This is a genomic window from Streptomyces sp. NPDC001770 (genome assembly GCF_053596135.1).
On record NZ_JBSFFN010000005.1, the window covers coordinates 109,991 to 125,531 of the forward strand.

General features: G+C 75.0%; 7 protein-coding genes. 5 read left to right on the forward strand and 2 right to left on the reverse strand.

Going from position 1 to position 15,541, the window contains the following annotated elements:
* Positions 1–94: 94 nt before the first annotated feature.
* The 5 genes from ACWCSV_RS07020 to ACWCSV_RS07040 are packed head-to-tail and all read left to right on the forward strand — an operon-like array spanning position 95 to position 13,183.
* On the forward strand, positions 95–955 hold the full coding sequence (locus ACWCSV_RS07020; protein WP_451139285.1) for a DUF4132 domain-containing protein: 861 nt from the start codon (positions 95–97) through the stop codon (positions 953–955).
* Positions 952–6,144 (forward strand): hypothetical protein, encoded by a 5,193-nt coding sequence (locus ACWCSV_RS07025; protein WP_451139287.1) that lies wholly within the window; start codon positions 952–954, stop codon positions 6,142–6,144. Before ACWCSV_RS07020 ends, ACWCSV_RS07025 begins: the two co-directional genes overlap by 4 nt.
* Positions 6,141–7,364: an AAA family ATPase gene (locus tag ACWCSV_RS07030; protein ID WP_451139289.1), complete on the forward strand. Its 1,224-nt coding sequence runs from the start codon at positions 6,141–6,143 to the stop codon at positions 7,362–7,364. Before ACWCSV_RS07025 ends, ACWCSV_RS07030 begins: the two co-directional genes overlap by 4 nt.
* Positions 7,365–7,367: 3 nt before the next feature.
* Positions 7,368–11,249, forward strand: a complete 3,882-nt coding sequence (locus ACWCSV_RS07035) for a vWA domain-containing protein (RefSeq protein ID WP_451139291.1) — start codon at positions 7,368–7,370, stop codon at positions 11,247–11,249.
* On the forward strand, positions 11,246–13,183 hold the full coding sequence (locus ACWCSV_RS07040; protein WP_451139293.1) for a hypothetical protein: 1,938 nt from the start codon (positions 11,246–11,248) through the stop codon (positions 13,181–13,183). The genes ACWCSV_RS07035 and ACWCSV_RS07040 overlap by 4 nt, the downstream gene beginning before the upstream one ends.
* 189 nt (positions 13,184–13,372) lie before the next feature.
* On the opposite strand, the gene ACWCSV_RS07045 is transcribed toward ACWCSV_RS07040, so the two are convergent.
* Positions 13,373–14,101, reverse strand: coding sequence for a response regulator (locus ACWCSV_RS07045; protein WP_451139295.1), 729 nt, complete (start codon positions 14,099–14,101; stop codon positions 13,373–13,375).
* 13 nt (positions 14,102–14,114) lie between these two features.
* Positions 14,115–15,494: a histidine kinase gene (locus ACWCSV_RS07050; RefSeq protein WP_451139297.1), complete on the reverse strand. Its 1,380-nt coding sequence runs from the start codon at positions 15,492–15,494 to the stop codon at positions 14,115–14,117.
* Positions 15,495–15,541: the final 47 nt, after the last annotated feature.

Below are 15,541 nucleotides of genomic sequence, written 5' to 3' on the forward strand. Positions count from 1 at the left end.
GTCTCTCCCACTCGTCACGGTGCGTTGCCGCGGACGGGTTTCATCAGCGTGCCGCCGGTCCGGCGGCCGTCCGGAACAAGGGGGAGAACAGCGCATGGGGTGGGTTCCGGCGGGCGACTACGAAGTCGCTCTGGAGGCGGGCAAAGTGGTCTGCCGCAACGGGAAGGGCCGACGGCTGAAGTCCGTTCCGGCGAAGCTGAAGGACGACCCGGCGGTCGTCGGGCTCGGGCAGCTGACCGAGTGGCTGGAACGGCACGAACGCCAGTGCCTGGCCGATGTCGAGCAGTGGATGGTGCGTTCCCTGCCCGTCCCCACGGCCGTGCTCGCCCGGGTCTGGCCCGACCCGGCGTGGCAGGCCGCCCTGCGGGACGTGGTGGTCACCGGTGCGGACGGAGGGATCGCCGGATTCCTGCGCGACGTCGACCCCGACCGCGGGCTCGGCCTCGTGGACCTCGACGGCGACACGGTCCGCATCACTGCGGACATCGTCAGCGTGCCCCACCCCGTCCTCCTCGACGACCTCGACGAGTTGCGGGAGTTCGCCGTCGAACTGGGCGTGCGCCAGCACGTGGAGCAGTTGTTCCGCGAGGTGTGGCACCGGCCGGCCGGTCTCGCCCCGGACACGACCGCCGTGGACACCTACGCTGGCGGTGTGTTCAAGGAACTCCGCTTCCTGCACGGCCGCGTCACCCAACTCGGCTACCGGTCGCGCGGCGGGTACGCGGTCTGCCCGGTCGTCGAGGACGGCTCCACCGCCGAGGCACGCATCTGGATCGGCGAGCACGACGGATACGACGCGTACGACACCGAGACGGGGCCACTGGGCTGGACCGACCCTGCGGGGCGCGCGCTGACGGCCGCCGAGGTCGGACCTGTCGCGTGGTCCGAGGGCATGCGCATGGCGGCGGCGCTCTATGCCGGCCGCGACGTGGAAGACGAGGAGCGGGCCGCATGAGCACCATGACCACGAACACCGACGCGGGCGCCACAGCGGTGGGCACGGCGTCCCTCCCCGGACAGGCCCAGGGTGCGGGCATTCCCACCCCCGCCGCCGACGCCCGTGCGGCGGCCCTGCTGGACGCGGGCGCGATCCTCCCGGTCGGTACCACCGACCGGGACGACGCCGACGCGCTGACCGCCCGCACCTACACCCACACCGCCCTCGGCGACCGCCCGGTGGTCCGGCTCGTGCCCGGAACTCTCGGCGAAGCCGAGGACCTGGCCCTGGAATTCCTCGGGCTGGCCCGGACCACCGAGGCTCCCGTCGTGGGCCAGGTGCGCCGCGAGACGCTGGGCTTCCCGGCCTGGGCGCTGGTCAACGACCCGGCCAACGGGCACCACGCCCTTGCCCTGGTCAAGGACATCGAGCGGCTGGGCCGGCAGGCGAAGACCCGCGCCGGAGCGGCCAAGGAGGGCTTCGACGCCCTCGGTACCCGGCTCGGCCGGGCCGTGCCGCACTTCCTCCCCACCTACTACGAGCAGGTGGCACGTCTCTTCCTGCAGGCCGAGAACACCACCTACGCCGCCTCCTTCTTCGGCAGGGCCCGCGAGGCCGAGCGGGTGCACGGCCTCGTCGTGGACGAGGACAGGCAGCGGGCCGTCTTCCTGGAATTCGCCTTCGCCGGCGCGCTGACCGTCAAGGCGCTGCGGCAGTACGTGCGGGACCTGGTGGCCCGGCTCGCACCGGCGGACGCCTGGGCACAGTTCCGCCGTCTGCTGGTCGAGCGGTGCGCGGCCGGCATGCCGCCGTACGCGGCACTCCCGCAGGACGTGCGCGCGCTGGTGAAGGCCGCTGGGCTGGACCGCGAGGCCGCCGAACTCGAGCTGGTGGCCGATCTGATCGGCTCCCCGGGAGTGGTCCGCGCCCCCGCCTCGTTCTGGGCGGCCTACCGCTCCGCGCTCATCGCGCTCGCCCGGCGCGACGCGGCCGTGCGGGCCCGGCTCCTCGGCTTCTTCCCCGAGACGTTCAGCGAGAACGGCCGGGACTCGGACGGCGAATCGGACTGGCTCGCGCTGCTGGCCGAATCCGGTGCCGAGGACCTGCTGACCGCCTCCCGCGACACCTCGGACCACACCCCCTCCGGCACCGGCACAGCCTCCGTGACGTCCGTCTCCCCGGCGGACTGGCTCGGCCGCTGGGAGGCGCACCGCAGGCGCAACCGGGTCAGCCCGGGCCGCAGCCCGCAGACCCTCGACCTGGCAGCCCGGATGGCGGACCGGCTGCGCGGCGACGGACGCCCCGTCGAGCTGTTCCAGGGCCGCTGGCAGCGCACCGCCGACCTGGACCTTCTCGACCTCTGCCTGTCCAGCGGCGTGCCCGTCGCCGAGCCGGACGACCAGGCCACCGGCACCGCGCAAACCCTCGGAGTCCAGGTCGGCCCGTGGCTCGACGACACCGCGTCCGGCGCGCGGGACCTCACCGCAGTCGCCGGACAACCAGTCTTCCGCGCCCTGCTGAGCCGGAACATCGGCAGCCTCGGCGACGGACACGGCCGGCGGCCGGCGGACGCCTCCATGGCGAAGCTGGCGGCGCACCCGGTGCTCTCCGGAATCCTGCGGGAGTGGCTGACCGCCTGCGCCGAGGAGTACACCGCCGCGCGGGGGCTTCCCGGGCTGTCCGTGGCCCTCGGCAAGCTCTCCGCTTACCGCTCCGTGGCGGCAGAAGTCGCTCCCGAGGCCGTGCGGCTCCTGCAGGACCATCGCCTCGTACCGCTGCTCGCCTCGACCCTGCGAACCGGCGTCCTCGACGAACTCGGCTGGCCCGCGCTCGACGACGCCTACGCCGAACTGGCCGCTGAGACCGCCGCCACCCTTCAGCAGCACTCCCGGTCGCAGAGCGTCGGTGTCACCGGCGCCTGGCCCGCGCTGATCCTGAACACCCTCGAACGGGCCGTCGTCGTGGGCCCGGAAGGCGTTCTCCTGCGGCACACCCTGCGGCTGCCCACCACCGCCCACCAGTGGCGGACGCTCGGCTTCCGTTACGTCGACGGCGAGTTGCTGGTCATCTGGTGGGAGGACGGCAAGCAGCGCGGCTACTGGTCGAACCGCCCCGCCGAGGTGTTCACCCTCGGAGGCGAGCAGATTCCCCGATGGGGCGGCTCCTCCGGCCCCTCCGACGAAGTCTGCCTGCCGCTGCCCGGCGGCGGCCGCGCCACCGGCGGCAAGGCCCTGCACGCGGGCGACACCACCCTCCCGCCCCAACGCGCCGTCATCTCCGACGGCACCGGTCACTGGCGGGAAGGCCACCAGGGAACCCGACGGGTATGGCTGGAGTACGACCCGGCCGGCGGCACGCACGGGCGCGCGTCCCTCCCCGCCTTCCTCGACTCCGGGGTGCGGGACGGCACCCGGCTGCTCACCGAGCACTGCCAGGTGCTGCCCCTCCAGCCCGGCCTGGAGACCACCCCGTTCGGCACGGACGGCACCGTCCTCGGCCGCTGGGTCCGCCGCACGGTCACCGAACCCGGGACGGCCGACCCGGCCGACGGGCACCGGATCGTCACCGGCACCCCCGACGGCACCACGGTCACCCTGCCGTACCCGTACCACGGGTCCCCGGTGCCGCTCGGTGCCCTCACCCTGCCCGGCGGGTCCCGGCCGGTCGTGGCCCTGAGCAACCGTTCCGTCGAAGCGCACCCGGCGGACACGGACGGCACCGGCGGCAGCCTGTGGTCCGTGGCCACCGGCTCCACCGGCGGGAACAACGCGGCGGGCACCCCCTACGTGCCCCCCGCCTCCTACTGGCACGCCCTGCGCCCCAGGGACGAGAGGGGCTCCGCCGCCCTGCGGAACCTGACGGACTCCCGGGCGGGAGAGCTGTTCGGCGAGGTCGCCGCCGCGGTCGCCCGGCACCTGGAGGCGTTCCGGGCCGTCGAGGAGTACACCGGGCCCTCGTCGCGGGAGATGAGCCAGGAGGCCGTCGCCCGGGTGCTGCCCGAGGTGTCCGACGCACGGCTCCTCGCGGGCGTCACCGCTCTCGTCCGGAACGCGGTGGACCGGGCTGCCGCGGTCGCCCGGTACCTGGAACCGCCCAGGCCCGTGGAGCCGGCCACGCCCCTGAACACCGCGCGCACCCTGGGCATGTTCTTCGACCACGAGCCCGAGCACGGCGACGACACGACCCTGCGGAACGCTTCCTCCTGGCGCTCCGAGCGGATGTACGGCGGCTGGTGGGGAGGCGGAAACCGGTGGACCACGATCCGGCAGATCCTCGCCGTCAACCATGTGTTCGGCGGCGAGCCGGCGTTCGGCCCGCCCACGCCGTCCAAGGTCCCGTTCACCCCCGTGGACGGCTGGCAGCGGGACGAGCACACCGTGCCCGGCGACGCCCTGGCCTGGACCACCCTCCTCGACACGCTGCCCGAACTGGCCTACCGGGCCGCCTCGGCGACCACCTCCCACGAGCACCGCACAGGGCTCCTCGTGCTGCTGGAGACCCTCGCCGCGGGCCCGCTGGCCGACCCGGCGGGCACGGTCCGGCAGGTGGAGCTCGTCGAGCCGTACCGCGAAGGGACACCCGGGTCGGGACGCCACGAGTTCGTGCACCGGCTCGGCCAGGTGCTGCGCAAGGGTGCCCGAACCGTCGTGGTCATCTCCGCCCGCGGCCAGAACTCCCGGCACGACGCGGCACGCTGGCTCGCCCTGGACCACGATCCGACCGGCGCCTTCGGCCCCGTTCCCGGCTTCACCCTGGACCGGGAGCACGTCCACCGGCAGGGCATGACCCGCGACCGGATCACCCGGCTCATCGCCCTGGTACGGGAGCAGGGCCCGGCCCCCTGGCGCCCGGAGGCCGTCGAGGCGTTCCACACGGCCACCGGAATCGGGCCCGTCCAGTCCGCCGCCCTGGTGTCCGCAGCCGTGACCGAGCCCGGTGCGGCGGCGCTCGCGCTCCTCGGGGCGAAGACACGTTCCTTCGAAGCGGCCCAGGCCGGACTGGACACCCTGCCCCGCGACGGCCGGCACGCCCTGATCCAGGCACTGCTGCCCGCGGACCCGGCCGGACTGTGGTCCACGGGTCCCGACGTCCAGGCCGCCGCCGAGGTCTGGCAGAAGCGTCTGGCCTCTCTCGTCCGTGTCCCCGAGGAGCTCGACCTCGACCTCTCCGGCACCAGCCCGGGCGCCGTCGACCTGATCCTCAATACGGGTTCCCGGACCTGGCTCGCCCACGGCACCGACGTCCAGGACGGCACCGGTCGCCCGGTGCTGCGCCGGGTGGACGCACGCGGGGACCTCTCCTCCGCCCTGACCGCCCTGCGGACCCTCGCCTACGCACTGCCGCACGGGCATCCCCTGCGGGCCCACCTGCCCGTCGGGCTGGCGGCGCTGCGTGACCGCCTGGCCGACCCGGCGCTGGTACTGGACCTCGCTCTGGACTGGACCGAGGCGGGAGGGTCGATCGGCCCCGTCGTACGCGCCGCACACGGACTCCCGGAGTCCGGCGGAGCCGGCACCGACGGTCTGGTCCGGGCCGGTACGGCACTGCTCCTCGCCCCCGGCCACGGCACCAACGAGAAGCTGCTGATCCGCCCCGCCGGCCTGGCCGGCCCCGACGACCCGGCGTTCGGCCTCGTCGAGGGCACCGTCGGCAGCCACAGCACCGGCGACCTCCTCGCCCTGCGCGACCTGCTGGGCGAGGAGACCGACGCGCTGGCCTCGGCGGGCACCCCCGACGGCTCGCCGCACCACCCGGCCCAGGACCCGACGCGTGCGGTGCCGGACCTGGTGGCCGAGGCCGCCGACGCCCTGGGCCTGAGCGCGGACCCAGCCGCCCTCTACCTGATGCTGCTCGCTCTGCCCGACCCGACGGACCGCAACTGCGTCCGCTGGACCGAGTGGAAACCGGCACGGATCAAGAAGGCCCGGGCGGAACTCGCCGCCACCGGTCTCGTCGTGGAGGCGAAGCGCTCCCGCGCCGGCCGCACCCTGTTCCTTCCGTGCGGCTGGCTCGAACGCGGCGCCCCCGGACTGCCGCTGGAGACCTGGAAGGAACGTCTGTACCCCGTGGCGGGGTCCACCCGGACCGTGCCCCACCTCCCCGTACCCACGCTGTTCGCAGCCGCCTGGGCACGAGTCCGCGGCGGCGACGCCCCCGCCTTCGAAGAACTGGACACCCGCGCACGCCGGAAGGGCCGCCGCCGATGACGAACGACACCACGACCACCATGGGCACCACCACCACGGACGGCGTCCCGGACCGGGCGACGGCATCCGGCCAGGAGCACCGCCAGATCACGCCGCCCGAGGACCGGTACGCCACCGAGCTGGCTTTCCTCGCCGCCCACGACGCGGGGCCCCGCCCGCCCGGCTGGCTGCTCACCCCGCGTGCCGTCGTCACCTTCGTGATGGGCAGCGCGGGCGACGCACTGAGCCTGCCGAAGGGCGACCGGCCCGTGCCGGGGGTGCCGCACCGCCTGGTGATCGAGCAGAAGTTCGTCGGCGAGCGTGCCCTGGTCGAACGGTGCGTGGTCACCCTCGCCGGAGAACGCGGGCTCCTCCTCGTGGGCGAACCCGGCACCGCCAAGTCCATGCTCTCCGAGCTGCTGTCGGCGGCCGTCTGCGGGACCAGCGCGCTCACCGTGCAGGGGACCGCGGGCACCACCGAGGACCAGCTGAAGTACGGCTGGAACTACGCGCTGCTGCTCGCCCAGGGCCCCACCGAGCAGGCTCTGGTGCCCTCCCCGGTACTCGCCGCCATGACCCGGGGGGCCGTCGCCCGCGTCGAGGAGGTCACGCGCTGCCTGCCGGAGGTGCAGGACGCCCTCGTGTCCCTGCTCTCCGAGCGGCGGATCGCGGTCCCCGAACTCGCGGGCGGCGAGAGCGCCCAGATACACGCGGCGCCCGGGTTCACCCTCATCGCCACCGCCAACCTGCGGGACAAGGGCGTTTCGGAGATGTCCGCCGCGCTGAAGCGGCGCTTCAACTTCGAGACCGTGGGCCCCATCGGGGACGTGGACGCCGAGACGGCGCTCGTGCGGAGCCAGTCGCGGGCGGCCGTCGAACGCGTGGGCGCCGCCTACCAGGTGGACGACGCGGTCCTCGAAGCCCTGGTCACCGCCTTCCGGGACCTGCGCGAGGGCCGCTCCGCGGAGGGCTGGGAGGTCGAGCGCCCCTCCACGGTCATGAGCACGGCGGAGGCGGTCTCCGTCGCGGGCTCCCTGGGCCTGGCCGCCGCCTTCTTCCCCGGCGACCGGGACGTGCTCTCCCTCCTGCCCGGCCATCTGCTCGGCGTCGTCCGGAAGGACGACCCCGCCGACGCGGCACGGCTGCTGGGGTACTGGGACGGCCCGGTGCGCAGGCGCGCGGAACAAGGGGCGGCCACCTGGCGTGCCCTGTGGGATCTGCGCGCGGTGCTGGAGAGCTGACGGATGAGCGAATCGACCACCGCCGGGACGCGGTCCGTCCCCGAGGCGCCGGCCGTCCCCGAGGCGTCACCCACCGCCGGTGCGCCTGCGGTCTCCCCGAACGGCAGCCCGGGTCCGGCGGCCGGGCCCGCCACCCCGGAGGCCGCGGTGGCGGCCCTCGCGGCGACCGGACCCGGGCTGCCGTTCCTGATCGGGGTGCGCCACCACGCGCCCTCGCTGGCAGCCGCCCTGCCGGCCCTGCTCGACGCGGCAGCCCCCGACGTCCTCCTCGTCGAACTGCCCTCCGAGTTCCAGTCCTGGCTGGGCTGGCTCGCCCATGAGGAGACCGAGGCCCCGGTGGCGCTGGCCGCTGTGCCCGTCGACGGGCCCGGGGCCGGTCCGGCAGGCGAACGGGGGCCCGCCTTCTATCCGTTCGCGGACTTCTCGCCCGAACTGGTCGCGCTGCGCTGGGCGGCGAGAAACGGGGTTCCGGCCGTGGCCTGCGATCTGCCGCTGGCCGACCGGGCGTGGGCAGGGAGCGACGTGGACACCCCCGCCCCCGCCCCGGGTGCCGACTCCGCGCCCGTGCCGGGGGAGGGGTACGGGCTGTCCGCCGCGCTCCGCTCCCGGCTCACCGGACGGGCCGGCGACGATCTGTGGGACCGGCTGGTGGAGGCCCTCGCGCCCGGTTCCGCGCCCGAGGCTCTCCGCCGTGCCGCCCTGCTCACCGGCTGGGCGCTGCGCCACGAGGCCGAGGCGCGGGGCGGGGTGCACGGCACGGACCTGGCGCGCGAGGCGTGCATGCGCGGACATGTCGCCGAAGCGCTGGCGAGCGGGAGACGGCCCGCCGTGGTAGTGGGAGCCTTCCACACCCCGGCGCTGCTGCCGCCCGCAGCCGGCGACGCCGTGCCGGACGTGCCGCCCGCAGCCGGCGACGCCGTGCCGGACGTGTCCGCCGCCGTGCCGTCCGCGGCTGCCGCCGTGCCCGGGACGGACGCGGACGGCCAGGCGGACGCCCGTATGAACGGCACTGCCGGGACGGCGGGGTGCACGGTCTCCCTGGTCCCGTACACGTACCCACTGCTCGACTCGCGGTCCGGCTACCCGGCCGGCATCCGGGACCCGGAGTGGCAGCACACCGTCCTGGACGCCGCCGGGGATCCGGCCGCGCTGCACGAGGCACTGATCCGCACCGCGGTGCACGTCTGCGTCGCCCTGCGCGACCAGGGCCACCCCTACGGCCCCGCGGACGGCCGGGAGGTCGTCCGGGTGGCGGGCGACCTGGCCCGCCTGCGCGGCCTGCCCGCCCCCGGCCGCGGTGAACTCCTGGAAGGCGTACAGACTGTGCTGGGGCGCGGCGAGACCTACGGTGCGGGCCGCGCCGTCGCCCAGGCCCTCGAACGCGTACTCGTCGGAGCCCGCACCGGACGGCCCGCACCCGCCGCTCCGCGCAGCGGGCTGGGCCCAGCCGTCGAGGCGGAGACCGCGGCTCTCTCTCTTCCCGGCCCGGCGGACACGCATGAGAGGACACCGCGCGACCTCCGGCTCGACCCGGCCCGCTCCGCCCTGGACAGGAGCCGCGAACTGCTGTTGCGCAGACTGACGGTGTGCGGCATCCCCTACGCACAGGAGCAGGGGGTGACCGGGGCGGCGGGCACGGAAGGGCTCACCTCTCGCTGGCAGGTGAGGTGGACCCCGGCGACGGCCGCGATGCTCACCGCGGCCGGAGTCCGCGGTGTGACCTCGGCCCAGGCGGCCGAGGGCGTGCTGCGGCAGCGGCACGCGGCCGAGCGCGCGGAGGACGGCCCGACGGCCGGCCAGGTCGTACGCGGCCTCACGGAGGCCGCCGAGTGCGGGCTCCCCGCCCTGGCGGACGAACGGCTGACGGAACTGGCTGCCGTACTCCCCGCGAGCGGCACCCTCCCCGAACTCCTGGCCGGGCTCGGCCTGCTGGACCGCATCGGCGCCGGCCACCTGCAGGGCCCGGCCGCCCCCGAGGATCCCTCGGCCCCGGACGCCACCGCCGCCGCCCGTACCGCTCGTACCGCACGCGCGGCCGAACTCCTGACCTCGGCCGCAGTCCGCCAAGTCGACGGCCTGACCGGCTCCGAGGAACCCGAAGACGCCCGGGCGCTGCTCGAACTGGCCCAGCGGGCCGACCGGGTGGGCGGCATCCGGCTCACCGGCGCCCTTGCCCGGCTGGCTGCCGACGGCACCCCGTTGATCGCCGCGGCCGCCGGCGCGGTCAGGGTGGTCACCGGCCACGAAGAGGCCGGGAGCTTCGGAGTGCGCGTCGCCTCCTGGGTGGACGGTGCCGTGGACAGCGCCACCCGGGCGGCGCTCACCGCCCGTCTCACCGGCGTCCTGACGGTGGCGGGTCCGTTGCTGACCGTCGGCGTCGGCACCCTGGACCCGTTGCTGAACCGGGTCGTCGAGCTGGACGACAGCGCGTTCCTGGCCCGGCTGCCGGCCCTGCGCGGTGGCTTCGACACACTGAGCCCGGCCGCCCGGGACCGGCTGCTGGACACCGTCGAGGAGCGGCTGGGCGAACGGGTGGACACCCTCGACGCGGACGATCCGGCCGAGCTCGCCCGCCGAACGGCCGCCGACCTCGCGGCCCGTGCCCTCCTGACCGGCCTCGGCCTGCCCGTCCCGCCACCCGCGCACGACGACCGGTTCCCACCGCCGTCCGGCAACCCCGCCGCGACGTGCCCCACCGACGCACCCAATGACGCACCCGCAAACGCCACCGCACCCTCCACCGGGACCACCCCCGCGCGGACCCTCGCCCCCGCCGACCGGTGGCGGCTCGTGCTCGGCCGGCGTTCCGACCGGCTGCCGCCCGGCGCCGCCCGCCTGGCGACCGCTCTGGACGAGCTCTACGGCGCCGGCCACGGCGAGGGAGCCCGCAGCGGCCTGCCCGACCCGAGCCACGGTGGCGGGCGCGGACCACGCGGCGGCCGGGAACCGTCGTTCCCCGGCGTCCGTGAGTGGTCCGAGGAACTCGCCGCACTCTTCGGCCCCGGCATCCGCGAGGAGGTCCTCGCCGCCGCAGCCGTGACAGGCCGGCAGGACGTCCTCGCCGAACTCGACCCGGCGGCCGCCACCCCCTCCGTGGAACTGCTCCGGACGATCCTGCGGTACGCCGGCGGCCTCCCCGAAGCCCGCCTCGCGGCGCTCCGGCCCCTGGTCCGCCACCTGGTCGACGAACTGACCCGGCAGCTCGCCACCCGGCTGCGGCCCGCCCTCACCGGCGCCATGTCGCCCCGGCCCACCCGTCGCCCCGGCGGTCGGCTGGATCTGCCGCGCACGCTGCGCGCCAACCTGGCCACCGCCCGCCGGACGGCCGACGGAACGGTACGGGTGATCCCCGAGAAGCCGGTGTTCCGGGGCCGCGTCCGCAGCTCGGCCGACTGGCGCCTGATCCTGGTCACCGACGTCTCCGGATCCATGGAAGCGTCCACGATCTGGTCCGCGCTGACCGCCTCCGTGCTCGCCGGTGTGCCGACCCTGAGCACCCATTTCCTGGCCTTCTCCACGGAGATCGTCGACCTCACCGGCCATGTGCACGATCCCCTCTCCCTCCTGCTGGAAGTGAGCGTGGGCGGCGGCACCCACATCGCTGCCGCGCTGCGGCACGCCCGCGGCCTGATCACGGTGCCCGCCCGCACCCTCGTCGTCGTCATCAGCGACTTCGAGGAGGGCGCGCCACTCGGCGGACTGCTGGCCGAGGTGCGGGCCCTGGTGAACACCGGCTGCCACGTCCTCGGGTGCGCGAGTCTGGACGACGCCGGGCGGCCCCGCTACTCGACGGGCGTCGCAGGACAGCTCGTGGCCGCCGGTATGCCCGTGGCGGCCCTCAGCCCACTCGAACTGGCCCGCTGGATAGGGGAGAAGACCGCATGACCGCCGCACATTTGCCGCCCGTCGCGCCGGAGGTCACGGCCACGCTGGTGGAGGAGCTCTCACCCCGGCTGCGCAAGCGGCTGGACGCGGCGGTCACCAAGATCGGTGCGCGTCCCGCACACCACGCCGGGGACACGGTGACGATCGCGGTCGACGACGAGACCGAGTTGCGCCTGCACGCCCCGGGCGGCGTGGTGGCGACAGCGGAGGCCGTCACCTGCGGTTGTCTCCTCGCCCCGGCATGCGTCCACCGCGCGGCCGTCGCCTGCGCCGCCCCCGTGGCGCACCCGGCGCCTGAGCCGGCCGAGAGGCCCACCCCGGCGGACCCGGACCCGGACCCAGCCACGGACCGGGACCCAGCCACGGACCGGGACCCAGCCATGGACCCGTCGCCGGACCCGGCCGGCCAGGCCCCCTCGGCGGTGGTCTCCCAATCCGCCCCCGCGGCGCACCCGCTTCCCGCTCCCGGCTCCGACTCCTCGCCCGAGGCGGCGAGCCCGGCCCAGCGTGCAGCGGCCGCCGCTCTCTGGTCGGCCGGCGCGGCCGTGCTGGAGGCCGGCGTCGCCGGAGCCGGCGCCGTCACCCAGTCGGCTCTCCTCCGCGCCGCGCACACCGCCCGGCTCCGGCACCTGCCGCGCGTCGCGGGCGCCGCGCTGTCGGTCGTCACATTGCTGCGCGCGGCCCGCGCGGGGGACCCGTCCTACCGCACCGCCGACCTCGTGACCGCACTGGCCGAACTCCTGGGCACCGCACACCGCGTGGGGACGGCGTCCGGGGCGGAGCTGGCTGCCGTCCGAGGCCGGGCGCGCCGCCCGTACAGCCCGGACGGCTCGCTGCGCCTGTACGGCCTGTTCTCCGAACCCGTGGTCACCGACTCCGGGCACGGCGGTGTCCGTACCTGGGTCGCCGGCTCCGACGGCCGCCTCTGCACGGTCGGCGACGTGGCGCCCGGCGGCGTCGGGCGCGCCTTGGGCGTGGCCGACCGGGCCGTACGCCTGGGGGACAGCGCGCTCACCCACCGGGAGCTGGGCCGGGCCGGCCTGGCAGTATCGGGGGCGACGGTCTCGCCGGACGGCAGACTGGGTGCCGGGAAGGGCGTCAAGGCCGTCTCCGCCCGGGGTGCGGCGTGGACGGAACCGCCGCTCGCCGCCCTGTGGGAGACGCCGCCGTCCGAACAGGCCGTCCGTGCCCTGAGGTCCGTCTCCCGCTACGCGGACCCGGACGGCGGTGGCAGCGACCTGCTCTTCCTGGACGTGGAACTCCTCGGCGCGGTGCGGGAGTCGAGTGACACCTGCTTGCTCGCGCTGTGCGAGGGGGGCTTTCCCGTCCGGCTCACCGTCGCCGACGACGACCCCGCGCTGGCCCACCGCGACAACCTGATGCTGCTGGCGCGGACGCCGGGGACACGGCTGAGGATCATCGGCCGCCTGGTGCCCGCCCATCACCCCCGGCTCGCCCTCCTCGCATGCTCGCACCCCACCGGCGACGGCACGATCGACCTCGGCTTCGACCGCCTGCGTGGTGCCGACCTCCCGGACCCAGTCGCCCCCGTGCACCACGCCCCTCCCCAGCCCGCGGGGTCCGGGGCGCACTCGCCCCTGTATCTCCTGGAGCGCCGGGTCGAACAGACGGTCCCGGCGGGCCGCGCCGCCCTCGGCATGCTCGGCGACATCGGCGCCGAAGCCCGCCGCATCCGCCGCGCGGGCCTCCCCACGGGCGCCGGACTCCTGACCACCCTGTGCGCCTCGGCGGCCCAACGCGATCGCGACCACTTCGGCCGCCTCCTCCCCGCCGACAGCGACGGGTTCGCCACCAACTGGCTCACCGCCGCCCGTTACGCGGCCGCCGTGGCCGAGTCCCTGTGCGCGGCGGCCTGGGCACCGGCGCAGGTAAGCCCGGCCCAACCACTGGCCGTCCCCGGCCAGGCGCCATGACGGGCCATGGCGCAGACCGCTCAGCACCGCGGCGCCGCCACCGGCCCCACCACCGCGACCTCGATGTGACCGAGCGCATCCACGACGGCACCTCGATCCGTTCGGTCCGGGCAGGCTGAGGGCTCCCGCGGTCCGTGGTGGTGGATCAGCGCATGGCGAGGACGCGGCTACCGGTTCCGGCCCGCCGGTTCAGGGCGTGCCGGAGACCAGCCCGACGCGGTGAGCGAGGACGACCGCCTGGACCCGGTCGCGCAGGGCGAGCTTGGCCAGGATCCGTGAGACATAGGTCTTCACCGTCTCGGGGGTGATGTACAGCGCCGCCGCTATCTCCGCGTTGGACAACCCCCCGGCCATCTGCCGGAGCACCTCAAGCTCGCGGGGCGTCAGTGCGCGTACGACATCCTGTCCGGCCTGCCGGGAGGTCTCGGAGGGGCGCAGGCGCTCGGCGTAGTGGCCGATGAGATGCCGGGTGACGGCGGGAGCCAGCAGAGCCTCGCCACGGGCAACGGTCCTGATGCCGTTGACCAGTTCAGCGGGCGGAGCGTCCTTGAGGAGGAAGCCGCTGGCGCCGGCGCGCAGTGCGTCGTAGACATGGGCGTCGACGTTGAACGTGGTGACGACCAGCACCTTCGGCGGTTTCCCGGAGCCGGAGCCGGAGCCGGAGCCGGAGCCGGATTCGGAGTCCGGTCCGGCGAGTTGGCGGGTCGCCTCGATGCCGTCGAGCAGGGGCATCCGGATGTCCATCACGACCACGTCGGGGCGCAGCCGCCGCGCGGCCTCCACCGCCGCGTGCCCGTTCTCGGCCTCGCCGACGACCTCGATGTCGGGCTGGGCCGAGAAGATGGTGACATAGCCGGTCCGCACCAACTCCTGGTCGTCGCAGACGAGTACACGGATCGGTGGGGGCGCATCGCTCACAGGGCTGCTCCGGTCACTCTCGAACGGACTCGGCTTCGGTCTCGGGCTCTGCATCAGGCTTGCGCTCGGGCTCGGACTCGGCTTCGGGCCCGGCATCAGGCTCGGGCTCGGGCTCTGAGGGAATCGTGGCACGGACCTCGAACCCACCTCCTGGCAGGGGTCCGGCCTCCAGCTCACCTTCGAGCATCCGTACCCGGGTCCGCAGCCCGGCCAGCCCTCGTCCCCCCTCGGGTCCCGGTTCGCGAGGGGCCGGTACGGCGACCGGTGAGACGGCACGGACGGGGCCGTCGGTGGTCACCCCGATCTCTACGCACTCCTCGGCGTGCCGGACCAGGACCCGTGTCGGCCGCCCGGTCGCGTACTTCATCGCGTTGGTGAGTGCTTCCTGCACCACCCGGTACGCGGCCAGCTCCACGTCCACGTTCCGCGGCCGCCGCGCGCCCGACTGGCTGAACTCCACCGGCTGACCCGACCTGCGGGCCTGCTCGACGAGGTCCTCCAACCGGCCGAGGGCGGGGCCCCGGTTCCCGTACGAGGAGCCCTCCCGGGCGGGGCCGCCGACCGCGGAACTCCCGGCCGCGCGCCCAGCGGTCGCGGACTCACCGGTCGCGGACTCACCGGTCGCCTCCAATACGCCGAGCAGATAACGCAGTTCGGTCAGCGCCCGGCGTCCGGTGTCGCTGACCGAGGCCATTCCCGTAGCGGCCCGTTCCGGCGCCGAAGCGATCAGGAACTGCGCCGCGTCCGCCTGCACCACCATGGCCGTCACATGATGGGTGACCACGTCGTGCAGTTCCCGGGCGATCCGCGCCCGCTCGGTGGCCGTGGCCACCTCGCCCGCCAGCCGCCGCCGCTCCGCCTCCTCCGCGCGCCGCCTGCGTACACCGCTCCCCGCGAGCCACACCACGGCCAGCACCAGGTAGAACGCGAGATAGTCCGTCACGTCCTGCGGGGAGCCGAGCCGGTGCAGGACGAGGGCCAGCACCGCGTATCCCGCGCTCGCCACGCCCGCCGAGCTCCGGCGGAAGCGGACCTGATGGGCTCCGGCCGAGTACAGCGCCAGATACAGCCCCATGCTGGCGAACGTCGTCGCGAATCCCAGCGCCTGGTGCAGGGCGCAGCAGGCGGCGACGACCGCCATGCAGCCCGCGGGCAGGCGGCGGCGGGCCGCCAGCGGCAGGGTCTGGGCCAGGATCAGCCCGAAACCCAGCGCGTTCGCCGGCCGCTCGGGCAGATCGCCGATCTGTGCCCCGATGCCCGAAAGGGTCGGTACGAAGGAGAGCAGAGCGAGCGCCAGGGCGAGGAGGCCATCCTTGAGGAAGACGTTCTCCTCCTTCCACCGGGCGACCCCGACTCTCAACCACGGCGCGGGCCCATAGATCCGACGGTTCATCACGTGCTTTCCTCTCCCCTTGGCCAATGTCCCCCGGAGGGCCGGTT